The 22,833-nt window shown below is 41.4% G+C and carries 15 protein-coding genes, 1 tRNA gene and 1 pseudogene; 11 read left to right on the plus strand and 6 right to left on the minus strand.

What is annotated here, in order from left to right; translation table 11 throughout:
* Complete coding sequence (locus FTV43_RS08035) at positions 1–1,710, plus strand: cation acetate symporter (RefSeq protein WP_167845676.1); 1,710 nt, start codon at positions 1–3, stop codon at positions 1,708–1,710.
* Between the two features lie 264 nt (positions 1,711–1,974).
* Positions 1,975–2,619, plus strand: coding sequence for an ion channel (locus tag FTV43_RS08040; protein WP_179995291.1), 645 nt, complete (start codon positions 1,975–1,977; stop codon positions 2,617–2,619).
* 91 nt (positions 2,620–2,710) lie between these two features.
* Here FTV43_RS08040 and omp33-36 read toward each other — a convergent pair whose 3' ends face one another.
* Entirely contained in the window at positions 2,711–3,622 is a 912-nt protein-coding gene (gene omp33-36, locus FTV43_RS08045) for a porin Omp33-36 (RefSeq protein ID WP_257224102.1), read from the minus strand.
* Positions 3,623–4,692: 1,070 nt separating this feature from the next.
* Between omp33-36 and FTV43_RS08050 the strand changes: the two genes are divergently transcribed.
* Positions 4,693–6,381 (plus strand): GGDEF domain-containing protein, encoded by a 1,689-nt coding sequence (locus tag FTV43_RS08050; RefSeq protein ID WP_179995292.1) that lies wholly within the window; start codon positions 4,693–4,695, stop codon positions 6,379–6,381.
* A 124-nt stretch (positions 6,382–6,505) separates the two neighbouring features.
* On the opposite strand, the gene uvrA is transcribed toward FTV43_RS08050, so the two are convergent.
* Positions 6,506–9,340, minus strand: a complete 2,835-nt coding sequence (gene uvrA / locus FTV43_RS08055; protein WP_179995285.1) for an excinuclease ABC subunit UvrA — start codon at positions 9,338–9,340, stop codon at positions 6,506–6,508.
* 142 nt (positions 9,341–9,482) lie between these two features.
* Positions 9,483–10,157, minus strand: coding sequence for a thiaminase II (gene tenA / locus FTV43_RS08060; RefSeq protein ID WP_004970198.1), 675 nt, complete (start codon positions 10,155–10,157; stop codon positions 9,483–9,485).
* Between the two features lie 304 nt (positions 10,158–10,461).
* Here tenA and FTV43_RS08065 point away from each other — a divergent pair, with 304 nt between their 5' ends.
* The 7 genes from FTV43_RS08065 (at position 10,462) to FTV43_RS08095 (ending at position 18,514) form a co-directional block, all read left to right on the plus strand.
* Complete coding sequence (locus tag FTV43_RS08065) at positions 10,462–11,547, plus strand: DUF475 domain-containing protein (protein ID WP_004970195.1); 1,086 nt, start codon at positions 10,462–10,464, stop codon at positions 11,545–11,547.
* 215 nt (positions 11,548–11,762) lie between these two features.
* Positions 11,763–13,127 carry an MFS transporter gene (locus FTV43_RS08070; protein WP_004970193.1) on the plus strand — a complete coding sequence of 455 codons (1,365 nt, stop codon included), beginning with the start codon at positions 11,763–11,765 and terminating at the stop codon, positions 13,125–13,127.
* Between the two features lie 51 nt (positions 13,128–13,178).
* Positions 13,179–13,730, plus strand: coding sequence for a single-stranded DNA-binding protein (gene ssb, locus FTV43_RS08075; RefSeq protein WP_179995286.1), 552 nt, complete (start codon positions 13,179–13,181; stop codon positions 13,728–13,730).
* A 238-nt stretch (positions 13,731–13,968) separates the two neighbouring features.
* Positions 13,969–14,532, plus strand: a complete 564-nt coding sequence (gene ahpC, locus FTV43_RS08080; RefSeq protein ID WP_179995287.1) for an alkyl hydroperoxide reductase subunit C — start codon at positions 13,969–13,971, stop codon at positions 14,530–14,532.
* A 196-nt stretch (positions 14,533–14,728) separates the two neighbouring features.
* On the plus strand, positions 14,729–15,613 hold the full coding sequence (locus FTV43_RS08085; RefSeq protein WP_179995288.1) for a pirin family protein: 885 nt from the start codon (positions 14,729–14,731) through the stop codon (positions 15,611–15,613).
* A gap of 423 nt (positions 15,614–16,036) precedes the next feature.
* A complete protein-coding gene (locus FTV43_RS08090; protein ID WP_004970183.1) occupies positions 16,037–17,344 on the plus strand; it encodes an FAD-dependent oxidoreductase in 1,308 nt (435 codons plus the stop codon).
* Between the two features lie 339 nt (positions 17,345–17,683).
* The gene (locus tag FTV43_RS08095) at positions 17,684–18,514 is read left to right on the plus strand and encodes a cyclopropane-fatty-acyl-phospholipid synthase family protein (protein WP_154321174.1); all 831 of its coding nucleotides are present in this window, start codon (positions 17,684–17,686) and stop codon (positions 18,512–18,514) included.
* A gap of 70 nt (positions 18,515–18,584) precedes the next feature.
* Here FTV43_RS08095 and FTV43_RS08100 read toward each other — a convergent pair.
* The 3 genes and pseudogenes from FTV43_RS08100 to FTV43_RS08110 form a co-directional block, all read right to left on the minus strand.
* Positions 18,585–18,842 (minus strand): annotated as a pseudogene (locus FTV43_RS08100) (PAAR domain-containing protein); the annotation flags it as partial.
* A gap of 361 nt (positions 18,843–19,203) precedes the next feature.
* Positions 19,204–19,279, minus strand: a tRNA-Thr gene (locus tag FTV43_RS08105).
* A gap of 205 nt (positions 19,280–19,484) precedes the next feature.
* Positions 19,485–19,712 (minus strand): hypothetical protein, encoded by a 228-nt coding sequence (locus tag FTV43_RS08110; RefSeq protein ID WP_004970172.1) that lies wholly within the window; start codon positions 19,710–19,712, stop codon positions 19,485–19,487.
* A 394-nt stretch (positions 19,713–20,106) separates the two neighbouring features.
* Here FTV43_RS08110 and FTV43_RS08115 point away from each other — a divergent pair, with 394 nt between their 5' ends.
* Positions 20,107–22,722: a type VI secretion system Vgr family protein gene (locus FTV43_RS08115; RefSeq protein WP_257224103.1), complete on the plus strand. Its 2,616-nt coding sequence runs from the start codon at positions 20,107–20,109 to the stop codon at positions 22,720–22,722.
* The last annotated feature ends 111 nt before the right edge of the window (positions 22,723–22,833 follow it).

A 22,833-nucleotide genomic window follows, 5' to 3' on the forward strand; every position in this document is an offset into this window, starting at 1 on the left:
ATGAAATGGAATTCATTGAAAGCACTGGCTGCGTCTACTGTATTAATGTCAGGTATGGCATTTGCAGGACCAGATTTAGGTGCAGCAGAACAGCAGCCAACCAACTGGCCTGCAATTATTATGTTCTTGATTTTCGTGGGCGCAACTTTGTTCATTACTAAATGGGCAGCGAAGCAAACCACAAGCACTAAGGACTTCTATACCGCAGGTGGTGGTATTTCAGGTTTCCAAAATGGTCTAGCGATTGCAGGTGACTATATGTCAGCAGCGTCGTTCCTGGGTATTTCCGCAATGGTGTTTATGTCAGGCTTTGACGGCTTGCTGTATTCACTTGGCTTCATGGTCGGTTGGCCAATTGTATTGTTCTTGATTGCTGAGCGTTTACGTAACTTAGGTAAATATAACCTATCTGACGTTGTATCGTTCCGTTTAGCTGAAAAGCCAGTACGGACCCTTGCAGCATTCAGTTCGCTTGTCGTAGTTGCATTCTACCTGATTGCACAAATGGTAGGTGCGGGTCAGTTAATCAAACTTCTCTTTGGTTTGAACTACAACCTTGCAGTAGTAATCGTGGGTCTACTCATGATGGCTTACGTAATGTTTGGTGGTATGTTGGCAACAACTTGGGTACAGATCATCAAAGCGGTGATGTTACTTTCAGGTGCAACTTTCATGGCCTTCATGGTAATGAAAGGTGTGGGCTTCAGCTTCACTAACATGTTTGAGCAATCGATCCAAGTCTTCGCTAAAGTACATGACTTGAGCTTGGCAGATGCTGCAAACATTATGGGTCCTGGTAAGTTAGCCTCTAACCCAATTGATGCAATCTCGCTTGGTCTTGCATTAATGTTCGGTACTGCAGGTTTACCACATATCTTGATGCGTTTCTTCACTGTAAAAGATGCAAAAGAAGCGCGTAAATCAGTTGTAGTTGCTACAGGTTTCATTGGTTACTTCTACCTATTAACGTTCATCATTGGTTTTGGTGCGATCCTTTATGTATCAAACAACCCACAATTCCTTGATGTTGCGAAAATGGCAGTTACTGGCAAGTTAGAACTTGTTGGTGGTAACAACATGGCTGCGGTGCACTTGTCTGACGCAGTTGGCGGTGACTTGTTCATGGGCTTCATTTCAGCGGTAGCATTCGCAACAATTCTTGCGGTTGTAGCTGGTTTGACATTGTCTGGTGCTTCAGCAATCTCTCACGACTTGTATGCTAACGTATTCAAGAAAGGTCAAACGACTCCTGAATCTGAACTTCGCATGTCTAAAATTGCAACTTTAGGCTTAGCAATCTTCGCAATGATCTTGGGTATTCTTTTCGAGAAACAAAACGTTGCGTTCATGGTAGGTTTAGCATTCTCTGTAGCAGCATGTGCAAACTTCCCAGTACTTGTATTGTCTATGTTCTGGAGAGGCTTAACGACTCGCGGTGCAGTGATTGGTGGTGTAGCAGGCTTAGCTTCAGCAGTAACCTTGATTGTATTGTCTAAAGCAGTTTGGGTAGATACGCTTCAAATTTCTGACACACCAATCAACCCATTTAACGGTCCTGCGATCTTTGCAATGCCACTTTCATTCTTCTGCTGCTGGTTGTTCTCTATCACTGACAACTCTGCGCAAGCACAAGCTGAACGTAAAGCATTCGATGCACAGTTCGTACGCTCACAAACTGGTATTGGTATCTCTGGTGCATCTGACCACTAAGGTCTGAAACACCTCAAAAAAGTCCCAGCAATGGGACTTTTTTTATGGCTGAAATTTTGTGGATGATCTATCTAGCATCTAGGAGGGCTATTTCATCTAAAGCATAGAGAGAGGTTTTATATATGCAATTTTGATACAGAGTCCATGCATGCAGTGATCTGGCAGCATGTTATGTTAGAAATCAAAACAATAAAAAGGCAGCCGAGGCGTATGCAAGCACTACAAAATGTATGAAAAGGTTTTCGGGTATTACCTTCGGCATGGCTGTTGTTCTTGCAATTTGTGATTTTGCTGCTCTCACTTTTTGCACATCACAACATGCCTTATAAAGTCATAACATGGATGGTCGGCGTACTGGTCTTGTTATTGATTGCCAAAGTTATACGTCAGACTCCTATGCTGAGCGTGCTGGGACTAAGTTTTGTATATGCTTCACTATTTTTTTCAGTATTGATTTTGTTGGGGGTGCGGCATCCGCTGGTATTGGTGATGAGTCATGCCTGCGAAGCGGCTGCATATTTTAGTGCTGCTTATGGTTTACTGCGTTATATGTTTCATGATCGCTATTTAACCAAAGATGAGCTGTTTGCTGCGGCAGCAGTCTTTACTTTAATTGCTTGGGGATTTGCATTTTTATATAGCATTTGCCAGATATTAATTCCGCAGAGTTTTCAAAATCCAAATGTTATAGGCATGCAAAGCTGGCTAGACTTACTGTTTCTGAGTTTTAGTTTGCAGTCTGCAACAGGTTTATCTGATTTAATGCCTGTTAGCCCAGAAGCCCGGGTGATTGCCATGTTACAAATGTTTTGTGGGGTAATGTATTTGGCATTGATCGTGTCACGTTTAATCGCATTGCAGTACATTCGCCACTTACCGCATCATCACCATGATGATTCATCTGAGTGAAATAGCAGTTCAATTTTTTCATGAAATATTTCAGGCATAAAAAAAGACGCTCAGATGAGCGTCTTTTTTAACTTCAGTATCTAATGTGAAATTAGAAACGGAATTTAGCGTTTACACCAACAGTTTGAGTGTCACGAGCTACACCAACAGCATTCGCATTTACATAGCTAGCACCTACAGCAACTGCAGGAGTGATGAAGTAGTTTACGTTCGCGCCCCAAGCAGAATCGACATCAGTATTAGCACTTGTTTCTGCATAAGAAGCACCCACGCTAAGTGCTGGTGTTAAGTAAAGATCAGTTTTTAAGTTGTACATAGTATCTTCACCATATACAAGACCTGCTTCAAAACCAACAGCCATATTGGTGCCGTCAATTGCGCCTACATATTTTGTACGTGCAGTGATTGCGTCTTGGTCTTGATCAATTGTGTCTGACTCAAGCGCTGCTTTAGCAACACCATTAGCAAGGATATTGAAAGCATCTAAAGAATATTGATCGGCAACGCTTGTATAACCTACCGCAACCAAGAAGTTAGGCGCTACTACTGCACCAAGTTCTAAGGCATAACGGTCACCTTGGTCATCAGATTTAAGGTTATTTTTGCTGTCATTAATTGTATGGCTATATGCTGCACTTGCATAAACAGGTACAAGCTTAGTTGGTACATACGCTTCAGCTTTAGCGCCATATGTGTGAGAAACGATATCGAAACCATCTTCGTCATATTCACCATAGTTGTATGCTAAAGAGAAGTTAGAAGCTTGGTTTAAGAATGCAGCTTCAGCCAATGGACCTTTAGTCGCATCAACATTTTTGAAGTAGTAAGTACCTTGAACAGCACCAGTGAAATTCTTATCATTTACTGTATTGTCGATGTATTCAGATTGACCTTGAACTTCGAATTGGTACGCTTGAGCACCGGTCATGGCTAATAATAATGCAGTGGCTAAACCGAGTTTTTTCATGATAGTTACCAGTTTTGTTAAAAATGGATGAAACATTGATCATTTTAGTGTAACAAATTATTAAGTCAATGAACTAAAAGGACTTTATTTAAGAATTAAGTCCAATTGACTTTGGTGTTTAAAAAATATTCAAATAAAATTTTTGCTGTCAACCTAAAAACTGTATGGATAACAAGTCGATATGTTCGTTTTTGCAACAAAAGTAGAAATAATAAGCAAAGCATTAATTGGATTAATCGATAAATTTAATTGAAATTATCTGTAATAATAATTCTTGGAGAGTGAAGAATAACGGAAAAACTCACCTGTTTTAGGGTGAAATCATGATTTTTGGATAAAAAACAAACTAAAAATAAGGTCTGTTCAGAATAAATTTGAGTGAAATAGTTGGAATAATGTGAATTTAATCACATTAATTTTTAATATTTGTATAAAAATAAATCAGACTGGTTGACTAGGCTTTACATAAACTGTGATTTATTTCATAATTCCACCATGAAGTCCTACTACTTAAGTCGGGTTTGTAAATTATGTGACTTATCTCATAATTTAACCATCAAATCCTAAGCTTGGTTCATCCAGTAGTGCGATCTGATTCTCCATAATTGTTTGCTTTTTATCTGCCCAACTTTCCCCAAGGTTGGGTTTTTTTTTGCATGTGAAAACGCAAATGGTTTTGCGAAAATTGCACTGATATGGTGCAGTTTGAGGGTGTGATATGATCAAAACCCATAAAAAAATCCCAGTTTTCTTTCAAAAACTGGGATTTTTCGCCAAAATTTGCGGGTAAATTTAGTTTACTGCTGAGGAAAAACTAAACTCGCCCTAATGAGGTGCATTATGCACCCAAATGTTGCATCTGTAAAATATTTTCTGCATGCTGAAACATTATTTTTTGTATTTGTTGTTTTAGGTAAGTCGGCGCAGGGCATGCTTTTAGAAATTTTCTTGAATGAGATGACTTAGTTAGACGGCTTTAAAATATAAGTGAATTAATTATCTTTTTTGTAAGTAATTTAAAGATTGCTCATGTAATATAGTCGCCGATTAAGTGATCAAGTCCACGATTTTGCACAGTTATAATGACGTAGGTGAAACTTAGCATGATGATGAAATTGCGCACAGAGCATATCAGTCAGCGACTGTTGATCTCGATGATCATTATTATCGTGTCATTGCTTTTTATTTGCGTTCCTCTGATGGTGAATAGTTATCAGAGTTATCAAAAAACAAAACGTGCTTTAATTGAAATTTCTGTATTAGGCAAAGTGGCTGAACTGACCAATAGTATTTCGCGTGAACGAGCGCCTGCGAACAAAGTCATGTCGAGTTCAGCAGCTGAATTTCAGCAAAATTTACAAGAATTGAAAGCGTACCGTGCTGGCGTGGATCAACAAGTAGAACAGACCATCAATATTTTAAGAAAAGAAGGTTTTATTATCCATGCGCATCATTTAAAGACCGCTTTAGAACAAGGGCGTCAGGCGGTCGATGAATATGCAGCAACTCCACAGCATTTGCGTAGCTCTCAACAGATGGATCATGCGATTCAAAAAATGTTTGCGGCATGGGACAGTTCTCAGCATGTGCTGAAACACGTCATGCTCGATTCAGTGGCAAAAGACTCATCGGTATCGACCTATTATAGTGTGATTTTTGTTCTTTCAGATTTGCGTGATCAAGCGGGAAGGGTGGCATCCAATATTATTGCCGCGGTAACGTTTGCTGAAAAAATTCCTGAAACCAATTTGGCGAGCTCTTTGCAAACCCAACGCCAAGCTTATTATTTGTGGGATTTAATCCATACCATTTTGCCTGAAGCACATAAAATTCCTGAATATAATATTTTGCATGATCAATTAAAAAAGGAGTTTCTGGATGAGGGAATTCCTATCGTCAATCAATTGATTCAGCAAAGTATTGATGGGCAACCCTATTCATTGACAGGCACTGAACTCACCCAAAAAATGGTGGATAAATTCAACACTGTGGTCAGTTTGCAGTCATTTATATTAGCGCACAGTTTGCAGGTTGCGCACAAAGATTATCATCAAGCTCAGCGTATTTTCATTTTAACCCTAGTAGCGTCAATTATTTCGTTATTGGCTGCTATTTTCACCATGGTCTATGCGCGCTCAAAGGTCTTTATTCCTTTAATTCAGGCACGTAGCCAAATTTTACGCTTGGCAGCTTATGATGATGAAGCTCAAGGGACGCAAAATCCAGACAAGGTAACGCTCTTAGAGGCCATTCAAAAATTAAAACAACGCCTAGAGCAGCGTGATATTTTAGAATTTCAGCTGCGTAATATTGCCAATACCGATGCCTTAACTGGTGTTTCCAACCGTTTGGCGCTTGAGGAATACATCAAATATTTAGAACATCGACCTGAAAAATTGAGCAAAACTGGTCTGATTATTATGGATGTGGATAAATTCAAACACATTAACGATACCTTCGGGCATGTGGTAGGTGACCAAGCTTTAAAATGTATTGCCGATACTCTCAAAGCGCATGTCCGTGCCTCAGACTTGGTGGTGCGTTATGGTGGCGATGAGTTTTTGGTTTTGATTGAGCAAATAGAATTTACTGAGGCGCTGTATTTGGCAGATAAATTGCGCTGCCATATTGTGAATCAAGAAATTTTTATTCCAGAACTGAATGATTATATTCAAGTGTCGGTCAGTGCTGGCGTGGCGGTGGGTGCTGCGTCATGGAGCAGATTGTTGGAAAAAGCCGATAAACACTTATTTAGAGCCAAAGCACGTGGGCGCAATGCCGTTGCTGGTGACTAAGTCACAGTAATTGATCCACGAGCATTTCCGAAGTGATAAAAAGCCTAGAGTGAAAGATTCAGCACAAGTTTGTGCTGAATCTGTATTTAAACTTGAATGGGCTTAAAAACTGAAATAATCTATTTTAGCCTTTTAACATCGGTTTTAAGAATTTTGCGGTATGTGAAATTTTAGATTTTGCGACAGTTTCAGGTGTGCCTTCGGCAATGATTTGTCCACCGCCTGCACCACCTTCAGGGCCTAAATCGACAATCCAGTCTGCAGTTTTAATCACATCTAGGTTGTGTTCAATCACCACAATGGTATTACCCTTGTTGCGTAGCTCATGCAGGATGTCGAGCAATTTGGCAATGTCATGGAAGTGCAAACCAGTGGTCGGTTCATCCAGTACATACAGGGTTTTGCCTGTATCTCGTTTGGCCAGTTCACGCGCCAGTTTTACGCGCTGTGCTTCACCGCCAGATAAAGTTGTAGCTGATTGACCAAGGCGGATATAACCCAAGCCAACCTGATTTAACGTTTCCAACCGACGATGAATCACAGGAATGGCATCAAAGAAATGCATGGCATCTTCAACGGTCATTTCCAAAACATCAGAAATATTGCGACCTTTATAACTGACTTCCAAAGTTTCGCGGTTATAGCGTTTACCATGACAGGCATCGCAAGGCACGTACATATCTGGCAAGAAGTGCATCGCTACCTTAATCATACCGTCACCCTCACAAGCTTCGCAGCGTCCACCTTTAACGTTAAAGGAGAAGCGACCAGCCGCATAGCCACGCGCTTTGGCTTCAGGCGTTTGCGCAAATAGTTCTCGGATTGGAGTGAACAAGCCAGTATAAGTCGCAGGGTTAGAGCGTGGAGTGCGTCCAATTGGGCTTTGGTCAATATCCACGACTTTATCTAAATATTGCAAACCATCAATTGAGTCGAACTTTTCTGCATTTAAGGTCGTGGCACCATTTAATTGTGTTGCAGCCAAAGGCAATAAAGTGCGGTTAATTAAGGTCGATTTTCCTGAACCCGACACGCCTGTGACACAAGTCATTACCCCTAAAGGCAAAGTGAGATCCACTTTTTTCAGGTTATGTCCTGCTGCGCCCATTAGCTTAATTTGTTGTTCGGGATGTGGCGGTTGGGTGCGCGTTTTCGGCACTTCAATTTTTAATTTGCCCGATAAATACTGCCCTGTTAGGGAGTCTGCATGTTCGGCCAGTTCTGCATAGGTGCCTTCGGCAATAATATGTCCACCATGCACACCTGCACCTGGGCCAATATCAATAATATGGTCGGCAGCGCGAATCGCATCTTCATCGTGTTCTACCACCAACACCGTGTTACCCAAGTCACGTAAACGAATCAGGGTTTCCAACAGGCGATCATTGTCACGCTGGTGCAAGCCAATTGAAGGTTCATCTAGCACATACATCACGCCCATAAGCCCCGCACCAATTTGAGATGCCAAGCGGATACGTTGTGCTTCACCGCCTGAAAGAGTTTCGGCGGAGCGTGACAGACTTAAATAATTCAAACCCACCGACACTAAAAAGTGCAGACGTTCACGAATTTCTTTAAAGATTTTATCTGCGACTTCACCTTTGGCCCCTTCAAGATTTAAGCCTTGATAGTAGTCTTCGGCATCGCCAATCGACATTTGGGTAATTTGAGCAATGGTTTTGTCTTTCACGCGGACATTACGAGAGATTTCATTTAAACGTGAACCACCGCAGGCATCACAGGCAGCATTAGATAAATACTGCGCCAAATCATCACGTACATAATTACTTTCGGTTTCACGGTAACGACGTTCTAAATGCGGTAACACGCCTTCAAACGCAATCACACGTTTATGGTGGCGTCCACGTTCATCAGTATAGCTCAGGTCAATTTTGTCTTTACCTGTGCCATACAGGAATTTCTTTTGTGTCACGCTGTCCAGCTGATTCCATGCCGTATCGAGTGAGAGTTCATAATGTGCCGCGACTTTTTCCAGCATGCTGTAATAATACGGACGCTGTCTGTCCCAGCCGCGAATTGCGCCCTGACTAATCGACAGTTCAGGGTTTGGAATCAATTTTTCCGCACTGAAATGGCTACGTGTCCCCAAACCATCACAAGTTGGACAAGCGCCAAAAGGGTTGTTAAATGAGAACAGGCGCGGTTCAAGTTCTGCCACGGCACGGTCACATTGCGGGCAAGAGTGCTTGGCCGAAAAAATACGATCAGGTTGTTCCGCATTCATCCACGATAAAATGGCTAAATCGCCACCTAAACGCAGTGCAGTTTCAAAGCTTTCGGCAATACGGTTGCCCAAATCATCTCGGACTTTAAAACGGTCTACCACCACTTCAATGGTATGTTTTTTCTTTTTATCGAGTTCTGGTGGTGGGTCAATGTCCATGACTTCGCCATCAACTCGGGCGCGTACAAAACCCTGACTTTGTAGCTGTTCAAACAGATGCACATATTCGCCTTTACGCTCACGAATCACAGGCGCGAGTAGCATTAAGGCAGTGCCTTCTTCCAGTGCTTTTACAGCATCGACCATTTCTGAAACAGTTTGCGCCACCATTGGTAAATCATGTTCAGGACAGTAAGGTGTGCCGACACGTGCATACAGTAAACGCAAATAGTCGTAAATTTCGGTAATGGTACCCACGGTTGAACGCGGGTTATGGCTGGTCGATTTCTGTTCAATGGCAATTGCGGGACTTAGACCTTCAATCGAGTCGACTTCAGGTTTTTCCATTTGCGATAAAAACTGGCGTGCGTATGCAGAAAGCGATTCGACATAACGACGCTGTCCTTCGGCATAAAGGGTATCAAACGCCAGTGAAGATTTTCCTGAACCAGATAAACCCGTAATTACCACAAATTTATCGCGTGGAATATCAAGGTTCACGTTTTTTAGGTTATGGGTACGTGCACCTCGAATACGGATATGACTTTGGCTCATAAAAACTTCTCGATATTTTGCAAATGAAAAACCTATATATGATAGCGCATGAAAATTGTTCAAGTGTTATTTTTCATGCTTTATCGGTCATGGCTTGTCGCACTGTATGGAGTGATCCCCATACGGTGCGTGAGGGCGGCCGTTAAGCTTGATCTAAACCCGGCCACTGACGTTGATGATAGGCGCTATCCCAGAATAACCATTCCAGTTCTGCAGCTTTGGTGTAGGCGTGGTGCATTTTTTCAAGGGTATCGGCATCACAGCGCGCAGCAACACGGTCTATGGTTTGAATCACATTATTGACTGCGGTGTGGAATTCCTCGCCCGAATAGGTATCGACCCATGCCTGATACGGATTATTCGGTGCAGAATTATTGACGATATCTTTACCAACTTCGGCATAAATCCAGAAACATGGCAGTAGTGATGCCAATACCACAGGATAGCTTTCTGACCATGCGGTTGCGACTAAATAAGAAGTGTAGTGATGACAGGCAAGGGTCAGCGGAGTACTTTCAAATTCCTGTTTGGAAATATCAAACTCCTGCATAAAGCTGTCATGTAAGGTACGTTCCACCACAATTGCGATTTTGGCGGCATCTGCGAACTGAATAATATCATCTGCATCAAAAGCTTTAGCCGCACAGACTGCCAGTGCACGCCCGTAGGCAATTAAGTAATGTGAATCTTGAATCACATAATGTGCAAAAGCAGCTTTACTTAAGGTGCCTTGTGCCAACTCCTGATTAAATGGTAAAGCGAGCGTCTTGTGATAAAGGGCAAGGTTACGTTGCCAAGCGTCTTGAGAAAAGCGCATCCTAAATTCCTAATATGTCGTTGCATTTCACTATAGCAGTTTGGGAATGAAAAACACGGTTTTCACGGTATCTGATCGGGAAACCAAAAATCATACGAAGAATTTTGCCGAAGTTGAGGAAAAAGCGTCATAATTGCAGCATAAAATTTTACATTCTCAGTTTTTGTCTGATTTAAAATTCGGGCAATTCAATTTTCAGAATTTTTGTATCTGTTAAAGCTTAATCAAAACTGTACTTTGCGTTGATGGTACAGATTCGGCAGATGAAAAGTTCAGATCAAAATATAGTGATAGGTCGTTTCTCATGATGAAACATTTTGGTTTCTCAATCGTATTTTCGATTGTGTGTCTTGCGCTATCTGCATACTGGGGCTATACCCATGGCCCAGAAGCAGGTGTGCAAACCATGCTTACCGCACTAACCATTACCGCAATTTTGGCGATTATGGAAGTGTCGTTGTCGTTTGATAACGCGGTGGTGAATGCGTCAGTGCTGCGCGGTTGGGATCATTTCTGGAAAATGCTGTTTTTAACCGTGGGGATTATCATTGCAGTTTTTGGTATGCGTTTAATTTTCCCTGTGGTCATTGTGGCGGTCACTGCCGATATGGGCATGATGGAAGTGGTGCAACTGGCATTGAATGATCCGAAGCAATATTCGGCTAAACTGATGGCACATCACCCTGAAATTGCTGCTTTTGGTGGCGCATTCTTGTTGATGGTTTTCCTAAACTTTTTCTTGGATGATGAAAAAGACACGCACTGGTTTAGATGGTTTGAGCGTCGTTTGAGCAATCTGGCAAGCGTGCCTGCCATGTCGGTATTTTTGGCCTTAGTGACTTTGTTAATCATGGCGGCCAATGTGGTGGAAGATAAGCGCCTTGTGGTGACGATGGCGGGTATTTGGGGCATCGTGATTTATATTGGCGTACAAGTGCTGAGTCACATGTTGGGCGGTGAACCAGAGGTCGATGAACAGGGCAATGCTGTGCGTCATGACGAAAATGGCGTACCGACAGGCGTGGTGAAAGCGGGTATTGGGGGCTTTTTATATCTGGAAGTGCTAGATGCCTCGTTCAGTTTTGATGGTGTCATTGGTGCATTTGCAATCACCTCTGATGTGGTGATCATCATGTTAGGCTTGGCGATTGGTGCAATTTTCGTGCGTTCGATGACGATTTATTTAGTCGAAAAAGGCACGTTGGATGCCTATATTTACCTTGAACACGGTGCGCACTATGCGATTGGTGCGTTGGCCTTTATTATGATTGCCAGCGGTACAGGCTTGCATGTGCCAGAAGTGGTGACAGGTTTAATTGGTGTTGCCTTTATTGTTTGGGCGGTGATTGCATCTATTCAATTTAAAAAACGTCAGGCAAAAGCGGGTTAATGCTATGGTGATGCCCGTTGCTGTATTGCCGCGAAATCACAGAGCAATACGGTGATGAAGACTGTATAAAATATAAATTTGGGTGCACAACGTTGCGCCCTTTTTTATTGAAAAAGTAGGGTCTGTTGAATAAACATCGGGAAAAATCAGCATCCTTAAGCTGAATGTTGTAGGATATCTGCAAATTCAAAATTATTTAGTTTTAGTCGATTGATATGATGAATGCCTTAGAACGCCGCTCGACCTTTGCTTTAAGCAGTATTTTTGCATTGCGCATGTTGGGTCTGTTCATGATTATTCCTGTATTTTCAGTAGCAGGGCAGTCATATCAATACTCAACTCCTGCACTGATTGGTCTTGCCGTTGGTGTTTATGGACTCACCCAAGCCATTTTACAAATTCCGTTTAGTTTAATTGCAGACCGTTATAGCCGTAAGCCATTGGTGGTTTTTGGCTTATTACTGTTTGCTTTGGGGGGTGCAATTGCAGCCATGTCTGACACCATTTATGGCGTGATTATTGGTCGTGCCATTGCAGGTGGTGGCGCAGTATCTGCCGTGGTGATGGCATTACTGGCCGATGTGACCCGCGAAGAAAACCGCATGAAAGCCATGGCGGTGATGGGTATGAGTATCGGTATGTCTTTTGTAGTGGCCTTTAGTTTAGGGCCATGGCTTACGGGCTGGGTCGGTATTTCAGGACTGTTTTGGGTGACCACAGTGATGGGGTTGGCAGCAATTCTCATGCTGTTATTGGTGCCTAAAGTCACGCGCCATCATCGTAATTTTCAGCAAGGCTATATCACTCAGTTAAAGCAAGTCCTGAAAATGGGCGATTTAAACCGCCTGCATGTATCGGTATTTACCCTACATTTATTGCTGACTGCCATGTTTATTTATGTGCCTTCGCAATTAATCCAATTTGCCGATATTCCTTTGCAGCATCATGGTTGGGTGTATTTGCCATTGTTGTTGGTCAGTCTGTTCGTGGCATTTCCAAGCATTGTTTTGGCAGAAAAATATCGCAAAATGCGTGGCATTTTCCTGACCGCCATTGCAGGTATTATTTTAGGTCTGTTGGTGCTGATTTTTGGGTTTGAATCGAAGTACATCCTTTTATTGGGTTTGGGCTTATTCTTTATTGCTTTTAACGTTATGGAAGCTTTATTACCTTCGTGGTTGTCAAAGGCTGCGCCAATTCAATCTAAAGCCACCGCGATGGGTGTGAATGCGAGCAGTCAGTTTTTGGGAGCATTTTTTGGTGGGATGATTGGTGGGCAGTTGTTGATGCTCAACCACACCGCAATGGGTTGGAGTATTTTGACTGCGATTGCTATAATTTGGTTGCTTGTTAGTTTTGGATTGGCGCAGCCGCGCTATCTTTCATCTTTGGTATTGCGCTTGCCTGAGAATCGAGAAACAGATGAATGGACTTCTCAGTTATTGGCAATTCGTGGTATTGAAGAGGTCGTGGTGATGTCTGACCAACAAGTGGCGTATGTAAAGGTTGATAAACAGCATATTGATGATGCTGCGCGACAACAATTAACGCACTTGTTTGGGAAAGAGGTAGCCATTTAAGCATAACTCTTATAAAGTAAATAATAGAAACAAATAGGAAGAAAACATCTAATGCGTGGTGTAAATAAAGTCATCTTAGTGGGTACTTTAGGTCGTGATCCTGAAACAAAAACTTTCCCAAATGGGGGTTCTCTCACTCAATTTTCTATCGCAACCAGTGATGTCTGGACAGACAAAAACACAGGTGAGCGTAAAGAGCAAACAGAGTGGCATCGCATTGTTTTACATAACCGTTTAGGCGAGATTGCACAGCAATATTTACGCAAAGGTTCTAAGGTATATATTGAAGGTTCATTGCGTACACGTCAGTGGACCGATCAAAGCGGTCAAGAGCGTTACACTACTGAAATTCGTGGTGATCAAATGCAAATGCTCGATTCTTCGAACCGTGGACAATCTGACCAGCAAGATGGTGGGTTTGCACAACCACGTTTTAACAATAACCAAGCTCCAGCCACAGGTTATGCGAATCAAAATCAAGGCGGTTTTAACCAAAATCAGGGTGGCGGCTATGCCAACAATAACCCGAGTGGTTTTGCACCGAAGCCACAAGCTGCGCCTGCAACTGCACCAGCAGATTTAGATGATGACTTGCCATTTTAGACTAACCATTTGATTAAAATGGAAATTATCATCCAAACCCTTTGTTTCGACAAAGGGTTTTTTTATGCAGATATTCAGCAAATATCTATTTTCTCGATTAAATTTCAAACTATGATAGGATTGTTAATTTGTAAATCCGATTATTTTTATAAAAAAACACTGTTTTACCGATTCATTGGTTTTTCGTATTCTAACTACACAAGATAAGCAATCCCTGAAATGAAATGAGGAATTATCCATGAGTTTAATCAATACCCAAGTCAAGGCATTTAACGCAACCGCTTACCACAATGGTCAATTTATTGACGTATCTGAGCAAGACTTTATTGGTAAATGGTCAGTGGTGTTTTTCTACCCTGCAGATTTCACCTTTGTTTGCCCAACTGAACTTGCCGATTTAGCCGATCAATATGCTGAATTCCAAAAAATGGGTGTGGAAATTTACTCAGTATCTACAGACACACACTTTACCCATAAAGCATGGCACGACACCTCAGAAGAAATTAAAAAGATTCAATATCCAATGATTGGCGACCCAACTTGGACATTGTCTAAAAACTTTGAAGTGCTGATTGAAGCAGAAGGTTTGGCAGATCGTGGTACTTTCGTGATTGACCCTGAAGGTAAAATCCAAATTGTAGAAATCAATGCAGGTGGTATTGGTCGTGACGCGCAAGAATTGTTGCGTAAAGTGAAAGCAGCGCAATATGTACATGTGCATCCTGGCGAAGTTTGCCCTGCCAAGTGGAAAGAAGGCGATGCAACCCTAGCACCATCTATTGATTTGGTGGGTAAAATCTAATCGAGTCATCTTACTCAATTTTAAAAATCCAGAACTTCGCTTCTGGATTTTTTATGCTCATGATTTGTTTAACCATGTATAAGTTTCAACAAGATTATTCCATTCTTGCAATGCTGTATGCCAAATTTGCACTAGGTTGTGGTGTGATGAGCGATTAAGATCAAAACATCTATTCTCCTAGCAATAGGTGTAACACATGAAAAAAATAATCGGTTTATATCGCAACCAAAACATGCATTGGGTGGGCGATGGTTTTCCAGTCAAAAATCTATTTTCTTATGACCGTTTAGGGCAGGCGATCAGTCCATTTCTACTCTTGGATTATGCAGCGCCGTATCATTTTGATGCGACAACGGCACAACATGGAGTTGGCTCGCATCCACATCGCGGTTTCGAAACGGTGACACTTGCCTATCGGGGTGAAGTGACGCATAAAGACTCGGCAGGCGGTGGTGGCACCATTAAAACAGGTGATGTGCAGTGGATGACAGCAGGTGCTGGTGTGGTGCATGAGGAATTTCACTCCAAAGACTATGCAGCACAAGGCGGATTGTTTGAAATGGTGCAGCTTTGGGTGAATTTGCCTGCCGCAGACAAAATGACATCGCCACGTTATCAAGCCATTGAATCTCAAAATATTCCGGAAATTGAGTTTGAAAATCAGGCGGGGCATTTACGCATTATTGCAGGTCAGTACGCAGAACAATCTGGGCCTGCCAGCACCTTTAGCCCTGTCAATGTTTGGGATGGACAATTGAAAGCTGCACAGACCCAAGCGCTGCATGTGCCGGTAGATCACAATACTTTATTGGTGGTGTTGGCAGGTGAAGTGCGGGTCAATGGCAGTCAACTTGTGCAAGATCACTCAGTGGTGTTATTTGCTCAAGATGGTGAAGCGTTAATTCAGCTTGAAGCACTGCAAGATACGCAATTTTTAGTGCTGACAGGCAAGCCATTAAATGAACCTATTCAAGGCTATGGTCCATTTGTCATGAATACCAAGCAGGAAATCATTCAAGCTTTTGAAGATTTTAATCAAGGCAAGTTTGGTGAAATTCCGATTCAACATCAAGCGGGTTAAGCTTTAAAAAATCTTAGCCAAGAAAAAAGCCTCATGTCGATGTCCCGACCGAGGCTTTTGTTGTTCTGGCGCTGTCAAATTTCTAGTTTTAGCGGATTGATCATATTCCTTATGATAATTATATGTGATGTAGTTATCATTTTTGTGCTTGGTATCATAGCGTTTAGAGATTTATTTGTAAAACGAAAATTATAAAATTGGTGAATTTATCTACATGGTTTAGAACACTATTTATAGTATTAAAGAAATAATATGAATAAATTCTAAGGCTTATTTAAGCACTTTCTGATTGTTAAAAAATGTAATCATATTGCCAATGCACTTTGTGTTGTTTCTCTGTGAAAAGTACACAATCTGGTAGTTTTTAATAGCTCATTTTCCTTAGGCATGGTTCATAATTTCATAAAGTATGTAAAAAGATGGATGATCGGTTTGGATATCGCAGTGATCGGTAGTGGTATGGCTGGACTGGCTACCGCAAGAATTCTTAAAGATGCAGGGCATAACATTACAATTTTTGAGGCGCTGCCTGGTCGTGGAATGGACAGTCATAGCATCGAATTTGAGGATGGTTTAATTGATGCGCCGTTACGGGTCATGAACCCACATTTGTGGAAAAACACCCTCAGCTTGGCCACACATTTAGGCATTAAAACTTATCCTGTGCGTACTTATATGGCGTGCAGTTGGTTATTTGAAGATCGTACCGAAACTTGGCTGACCACAAGCCGTACCCGTATTGGTAATTTCCCAATCATTAACAACCGTAAAGGCATACAACAATACGGCTGGCGTTTGGTAAAAGGCATGTTGCAGTTAAAAACAGCCATCGCTAAATTTTTCAAATCTAAAAACCAAGACATTACCCTTGCGGAATTTATCAACCGTAACGAAATTGAAGAAGTGTTTTGGCATGGTGCAGTGATGCCAGTGCTTTACACCATTTGTACTTGTGACCCTAAAACCATTGGTGAATGGCCAGCAAAACCATTGTTGGTATTTTTACGCCAATTGACTGATGGTGATGCATTATTGCGTTTACAAGGTGGCACGCCTGCATTGGTTGATAAGTTGATTGAAGGTATTAATATTCAAAGTGGTGCAGCGATTACTCGTGTTCATCAACAAGAAGATGGTGTAATTGTTGAAAATTCTGAGGGTCAGTCGCAAACATTTGACCGTGTGGTGATTGCAACGCCAACCACTAAAGTCCAAGACTTCTTGGACAATCAACAATTTGCAGAAGATATTGAATTGCTTAAACAGTTCAAATTCGAGCAGGGTGATTTGGTGATTCACACTGATCAAACGGTGATGCCGCCAAAACGTAAAGATTGGTCTGTTTTAAGTTATATGATGGATCGTAAATTTACTCGTCAGCAATTTACGGTATGGCTTAACTCGATCGAACCAACTTTGGTCGGTAAATCGCCAGTGTTCCAAACATGGCGTCCAGTTACACCAATTGATCCGAAAAAGATCATTTCAACGGTAACTTTAACCCGCGCTGTGGTGGATTCAAAGACAGTGGCATTAAACAAAGAGTTGCAGCAGCGCCATCACCAAGACAATCGTAAAGTGTTCTTCTGCGGTTCATGGTCGTGCGATGGTTTACCAATTTTAGAATCTGCAGTGACTTCCGCTATGCATATTGCAGAAATTTTTGGTGCACCATTACCGTTTATTGATTTAAAACCACAAGTTGAGGTTGCGCCGCAATTAGGTTATTAAGTTTAGGGTCTGTTGATATTTCATAAATGGTTTGTGCTGTAGGCTAAAACTGAGCAGATCAGGCATGAAACGCAGGGAATAGCGAGACTATTGCCAAGTTTCATAACGCAATCTGAGAAAGTTTTAGCCACAGCCTGAGCAAAAACAAGCACTGCTTTGTTTGTAGCGCAAGTCGCAGCGAAGGACAAGCATATTTTTTGCTGCTATTGCGTTATGAGTCAGTCATTTAGAATGACTAAATTTCCTGCCTCATGCCTTATATCAGCTAAAAAATATGCGTTGTCGCAAACATAGATGAATTATCAACAGCCCCTCTTTTTTGAATTAGACTGAGTCAGCATGAAATGGCAACAGGCGATACGACAGCATTTTCCAAAACATAAATATGCCATTCAAGCGGCATATTTGGGAGATACTTCCGCATTGCCGTGGAGCAATTTAGGTTATTGGTCAGATGCAGTGGGATCTGATTATCCCGCTGCATGTCAAAATTTGGCAGCGCATTTGGCAGCAGCAGTGCATTTAAATTCAAAAGATGTTGTACTGGATTTAGGCTGTGGGCAAGGTGCCAGTCTTAAATATTGGTTGGAACACTATCAAATACAACGACTTGAAGCTGTTGAGCTACAAGATCATCATGTGCAGTCGATTCGACAACATTTAAATTCAAATATTAAAATTCACGCTGCTTCATTTTTAAATTTAAAAGCACTTTTTCCACAACCACGTTTTGATGTGGTGTTCTGTATCGATGCAGCATATCACAGTCATTTGAATTCATTTTTAAGTCAGGTCAGTGCGGTCTTGAATTCAAATGGACGTTTGGGCTTTCATTATTTAATTTGGGCAGAACAAGCGCCAACGCATGCGTTCAAACAGCTGCAATATCGTGCCTTATTAAAATCTGCCGCTGTCAATTTTAAAGATCTGATGTCTGAAAGTCAGCTTCGAGCGGTTTTAGAACAGTTTGAATTTAAACAGATTCAGGTGGAAGATTTGTCGGCACAAGTTTTGGCGGGTTTTGCTGACTATGTGAATCAGCATCTCAAGCATCGAGTACAAACGCGAGATACAGACTGGTTTAAAATTGCCATGACCGCACGTTTATGTGCCAAGCTCTATGCGGATGGCTGGATTAAATATGTGCAGGTGAGTGCGGAAAAAGCTTAATCTATCGTAATCAGCTGCTAGATAATGAAGTTTTTCGGTGTTTGGATGTTCATAATTGGCTTTAAATCCCACCCACCACATGAAACTGTTTCGGTAAAATTTTTGCGCCACACGTCAATTGATCCCCGACATAAGCCACGGCTTTGTCATCAAAAAGAATATGATCGTGACTTTTTATAATTGTGGACCAACGCTGGCACTTAGGGCAGAAATGTCCATTACCCGCCACTAAAAATAAATTTCCCATTTGAGAAACACGCATTTGATTGGCAAGGATGATTCCACCATGATTGGTCATGGAATGATGCGTTGCAAAGCTTTGAGCCATGAGGTCTTCCTTAAACTGGAAAATTTTAGAGAAGCATTGTTTTAATACTCAATTTTCTAAGACTTATAATTTTAAATTTTTATTTTAATTCACAAAAATATTTTTAAATGTCAGTTTATATGGATGAAACATCAACAAAATAGACCATCAATATAAAAATACGATCTGAAATATGTGTACAGCATTCTAAATCATAAAATACATTTAACAAGTGAAAAGTCACAATCTTGTATTGCAATTGAAGTTTTGCAGATAAATCGAAGCCCTAAATAAATTGGAGATTCGAGCAGCATGAGGAAGATAAAATATACGTTTATAGAAACAAAAAACCTCATAAATTAAAAGCTTATGAGGTTTAATATGGTGCCGGCACACGGATTCGAACTGTGGACCTACTGATTACAAGTCAGTTGCTCTACCAACTGAGCTATGCCGGCGTTGTGTAGAGAATTTTACAGAATTTTTACGTGTGCGCAAGCCAAAAAGTAACCGTTTAATGCAGGGCATAGAGTTTTTGAAGATTTTGTACACAGTATTTTGGCGCGTTACAAACGAGGAAATCACATAGAAGGTTTTGTATGAAATGAGCCCAGCGGGTGGGCTCATTGAAGAAAATAACTTGAAATGAAGTGTGAAAAGCGATTATTTATTTCTTAAGATGCGATCTAAATCCTGTGCACATTCTTCTAAGGTAAAGGCCATATCAAGTTGCATTTGTGGTTTGAGTTCATTTGCGAGCGTTCTCCATTGTTCAATTAGGCGAATGGCTTTTTGAATCTTATGTTTGTTGATGTCTTTGGCGATGGTAGGCGTATATCCTCCACGTTTAGCATTTTTAATTTGTTTGACATAATTTTGGCTGTTATTCATGTTCGCTCCCGAATAGCAGTTATATATGTAAGGCATTTGCATGCTTTTATTATGCTAAAGCTTAATGATGACCCTTTTATGTAGAAAGCTGAGATGACGAAATAAAAATAAAAAAAGGTTTTGATAAAAAACAATAAATTTCTTCACCTCTCCTTTTTTGACGGCATAACTCAGTTGTAGCATAGCGATTGAAGATTGTCTTGACTGCAGAGTAACGCAATGTGTCATGTTTGTTGATTTTTCATCAATAGAGGGATTGAGGATTATCAAAATTGGCGATGGAGATGGTCTTAACTGCAAATTCCGTTTATCGCTTTATCCATTTTACGCTCTAGATAATTGCCAAGTTGCTGATTAGAATAGCGCCACTATAAAAATAGCAACGATAATAACAATGCAAAGTTCACTCTTTGCTGTATTAGAAAAATTTGGCTTAAGCCCTCAACACCGCACAATTCATATCCAGTTTTCTAATTCAGCCTTAAATCATCAGGTCTTTTTGCAGTGCGTTTATGGTCAGCATGCCATCAACCAAGGTTTGCAGATGGATGTCTTATGCCTCTCACCGCATGCAAATTTGCCGTTGAAACAATTTATTGGCAGTCGGGTGGCTGTAGATCAACTCACCGATCAAGGCGAATTATTTCGACATAGCGGCATTATTACTGCAGCAGCGCAATGGCAAAGTGATGGCACGCTCAGTCTCTATAGATTGCAGATTCAGGATGCAACGGCTTTGTGGCATAAACGCCGCAACAGTCGGGTATTTATGAATAAAACTGTGGTGGAGGTGAGTGAAATTCTGTTTAAAGAATGGCAAGACCGCAGTGCATTATTTGCTGCAAGTTTAAGTTTAGATTTAAGTGGTCTCAGTCAGCGTTATGCAGTTCGACCTCTCATCATACAATCCAACGAAAGCGATTATGAGTTTTTAACCCGTTTGTGGCGTAGCGAAGGCATCAATTGGTTGGTGGATGAAAAACAACCTTGGGTTGAGCATTTTTTAACGCCTATGGATACACAAAAATTAAGACTGATTGAGCAGAATAGTCATTATCAGCCCTTAAAACGTAGACGAGTGGCATTTCAGCGTACAAGTGCAATCGAGCAGCGGGATAGCATTTACACTTGGATGGCACAGCGTAACCTGCAACCCACTGAAGTACAGTTACAACGCTGGCAACCCGATCTTTTGGCACAGGACCAAAATTCAGTACAGTTCACATCGCCCTTACAAAGTAGCACACAAAATAGTAAAGCTTTAAGTTTAGAACAGGCGTGGTGCGTGAGTCCTGCGTGGATGCAAGACTTAACTGGGCAAGATCAGGTGACAGCTGCAAGTACCGAACAATTAGAACAATTGGGACAACAATTGGCTCAGTATTATGATTTGCAGGCAAAATATTTTTCCGCGCAAAGTAATTTACGTGATGCGCAAGTGGGGTATTGGTTTGAATTACACGGGCATGCTGAAATTGATCAACATCCCCAAACTGAACGAGAGTTTTTAATACTGTCCAAACAGTTTTATAACCAAAACAATTTAGCACCTGAATTACAACAGCATTTTTTGAGTCTGCTGCAACAAAGTCAGTGGACATTTCAGTTACCGTTGGAGGGTGATCCTCAACAATTTTGTCAATTGAATTTGATTCGACGACATATTGCGCTCGTTCCAGAGTTTAATCCATTACTGCATCGTCCCGTGGCTTATCCACAGCGCGCTAAAGTGGTTGGACCTGAGGATGAAACCGTGCATGTAGATGCGTGGGGGCGTATTAAAGTTCGGTTTTTATTTACCCGAAGTGATGACCACTTGCATGATGGTGGTGCGGGTGCCAACGACAATGAGAGCGATTCGGCGTGGGTGGATGTACTCACACCGTGGGCAGGTGAGGGTTATGGTGCAAGATTTCACCCACGTATTGGTGAAATTGTGGTGGTGGATTTCTTTGATGGCAATATTGATCGTCCTTTTGTGGTTGGACGTTTACATGAGGCAGAACGACAACAGACACAATTCGATACAGTTGGAACTCTACCCGATACCAAATACTTGAGCGGGATTCGTTCACAAGAAATACGTGGTGCAGGGTTTAACCAACTTCGCTTCAATGACACCACCAAACAATTCAGTGCGCAATTGCAGAGTAGTCATGCTGCGAGTCAGTTGAATTTAGGATATTTGAGCCATCCAATGCGGCAGGAGGATTCAATTGGGCGCGGCGAAGGCTTTGAATTAAGAACTGATCGGTGGGGAGCTGTGCGTGCAGGTGCAGGCTTACTGCTTTCAACTCATCTACAAGCACAGGCACAAGCGTATCATTTAGATGCGAGTCCTGCCAAAAGGCAATTGGAGTCCAGTTTAGCGGCAAGCAAAGGCTTAAGTGAGTTGGCACAAAATCAGCAAACAGATCCTTTGGAAACACTGGAGCATCTCAAAGAATTTTTAAATCAAATTGAACTAGAAGATCAAACTAAAGCGGCAAGTTTTAAGCAGGCGGTTATGATTCTTTGTGCGCCCAACTCAATTGCAGTTTCAACTCAGCAAGATTTACACCTTTCTGCAGATCAACATATTCATCAAAGTGCCGCAGGCAGTATTAATGTTTCTACCCAAAAATCTGTGATTACACATGCACGCGATAAAATCAGTTTATTTGCAGCGGAGCAAGGTATACGTGCTTTTGCAGCCAAGGGTAAAGTCGAAATTCAGGCACAAGATGGTGCTATAGATGCAATTGCACGCCAGAAAATCAAGCTGATTTCTACGGAAGATCGGGTGGAAATTACCAGTCCAAAAGAAATTGTGCTAACGGCAGGTGGTTCACAAATCAAAATTAATTCAAAAGGTGTTTTTGTGAGTACTTCAGCTAAATTTGAGGCGAAAGCAGGACAGCATTGTTTTGAGGGTGGGGAGAAGATTATTGAAGAAAAAATAAGCTTGCCTAAGTCACCAACGTTATTCAGTAATAAAATTAATTATCAGTGGAATGGTAATCCCCCCTAAAAATAATTGAGTTTAAAAGTAGAAAATCGAATAACCTTGATTTAAGGAGATTTTCTATGAAAACATCTAAGTATTCAGACAGCTTGATCATGAGTATCTTGAAGCAAGCTG

The sequence above is a fragment of the Acinetobacter sp. YH16053 genome, assembly GCF_013417035.1.
Lineage (GTDB): Bacteria > Pseudomonadota > Gammaproteobacteria > Pseudomonadales > Moraxellaceae > Acinetobacter > Acinetobacter towneri.

Coding starts and splice junctions, on each gene's coding strand:
- ssb (WP_179995286.1), top strand. CDS start 13,179: ATGCGTGGTGTAAATAAAGTCATCTTAGTGGGTACTTTAGGTCGTGAT.
- FTV43_RS08085 (WP_179995288.1), top strand. CDS start 14,729: ATGAAAAAAATAATCGGTTTATATCGCAACCAAAACATGCATTGGGTG.
- FTV43_RS08090 (WP_004970183.1), top strand. CDS start 16,037: ATGATCGGTTTGGATATCGCAGTGATCGGTAGTGGTATGGCTGGACTG.
- FTV43_RS08110 (WP_004970172.1), bottom strand. CDS start 19,712: ATGAATAACAGCCAAAATTATGTCAAACAAATTAAAAATGCTAAACGT.
- FTV43_RS08070 (WP_004970193.1), top strand. CDS start 11,763: ATGATGAATGCCTTAGAACGCCGCTCGACCTTTGCTTTAAGCAGTATT.
- FTV43_RS08035 (WP_167845676.1), top strand. CDS start 1: ATGAAATGGAATTCATTGAAAGCACTGGCTGCGTCTACTGTATTAATG.
- uvrA (WP_179995285.1), bottom strand. CDS start 9,340: ATGAGCCAAAGTCATATCCGTATTCGAGGTGCACGTACCCATAACCTA.
- FTV43_RS08115 (WP_257224103.1), top strand. CDS start 20,107: ATGCAAAGTTCACTCTTTGCTGTATTAGAAAAATTTGGCTTAAGCCCT.
- FTV43_RS08065 (WP_004970195.1), top strand. CDS start 10,462: ATGATGAAACATTTTGGTTTCTCAATCGTATTTTCGATTGTGTGTCTT.
- ahpC (WP_179995287.1), top strand. CDS start 13,969: ATGAGTTTAATCAATACCCAAGTCAAGGCATTTAACGCAACCGCTTAC.
- FTV43_RS08095 (WP_154321174.1), top strand. CDS start 17,684: ATGAAATGGCAACAGGCGATACGACAGCATTTTCCAAAACATAAATAT.
- FTV43_RS08050 (WP_179995292.1), top strand. CDS start 4,693: ATGATGAAATTGCGCACAGAGCATATCAGTCAGCGACTGTTGATCTCG.
- omp33-36 (WP_257224102.1), bottom strand. CDS start 3,622: ATGTTTCATCCATTTTTAACAAAACTGGTAACTATCATGAAAAAACTC.
- tenA (WP_004970198.1), bottom strand. CDS start 10,157: ATGCGCTTTTCTCAAGACGCTTGGCAACGTAACCTTGCCCTTTATCAC.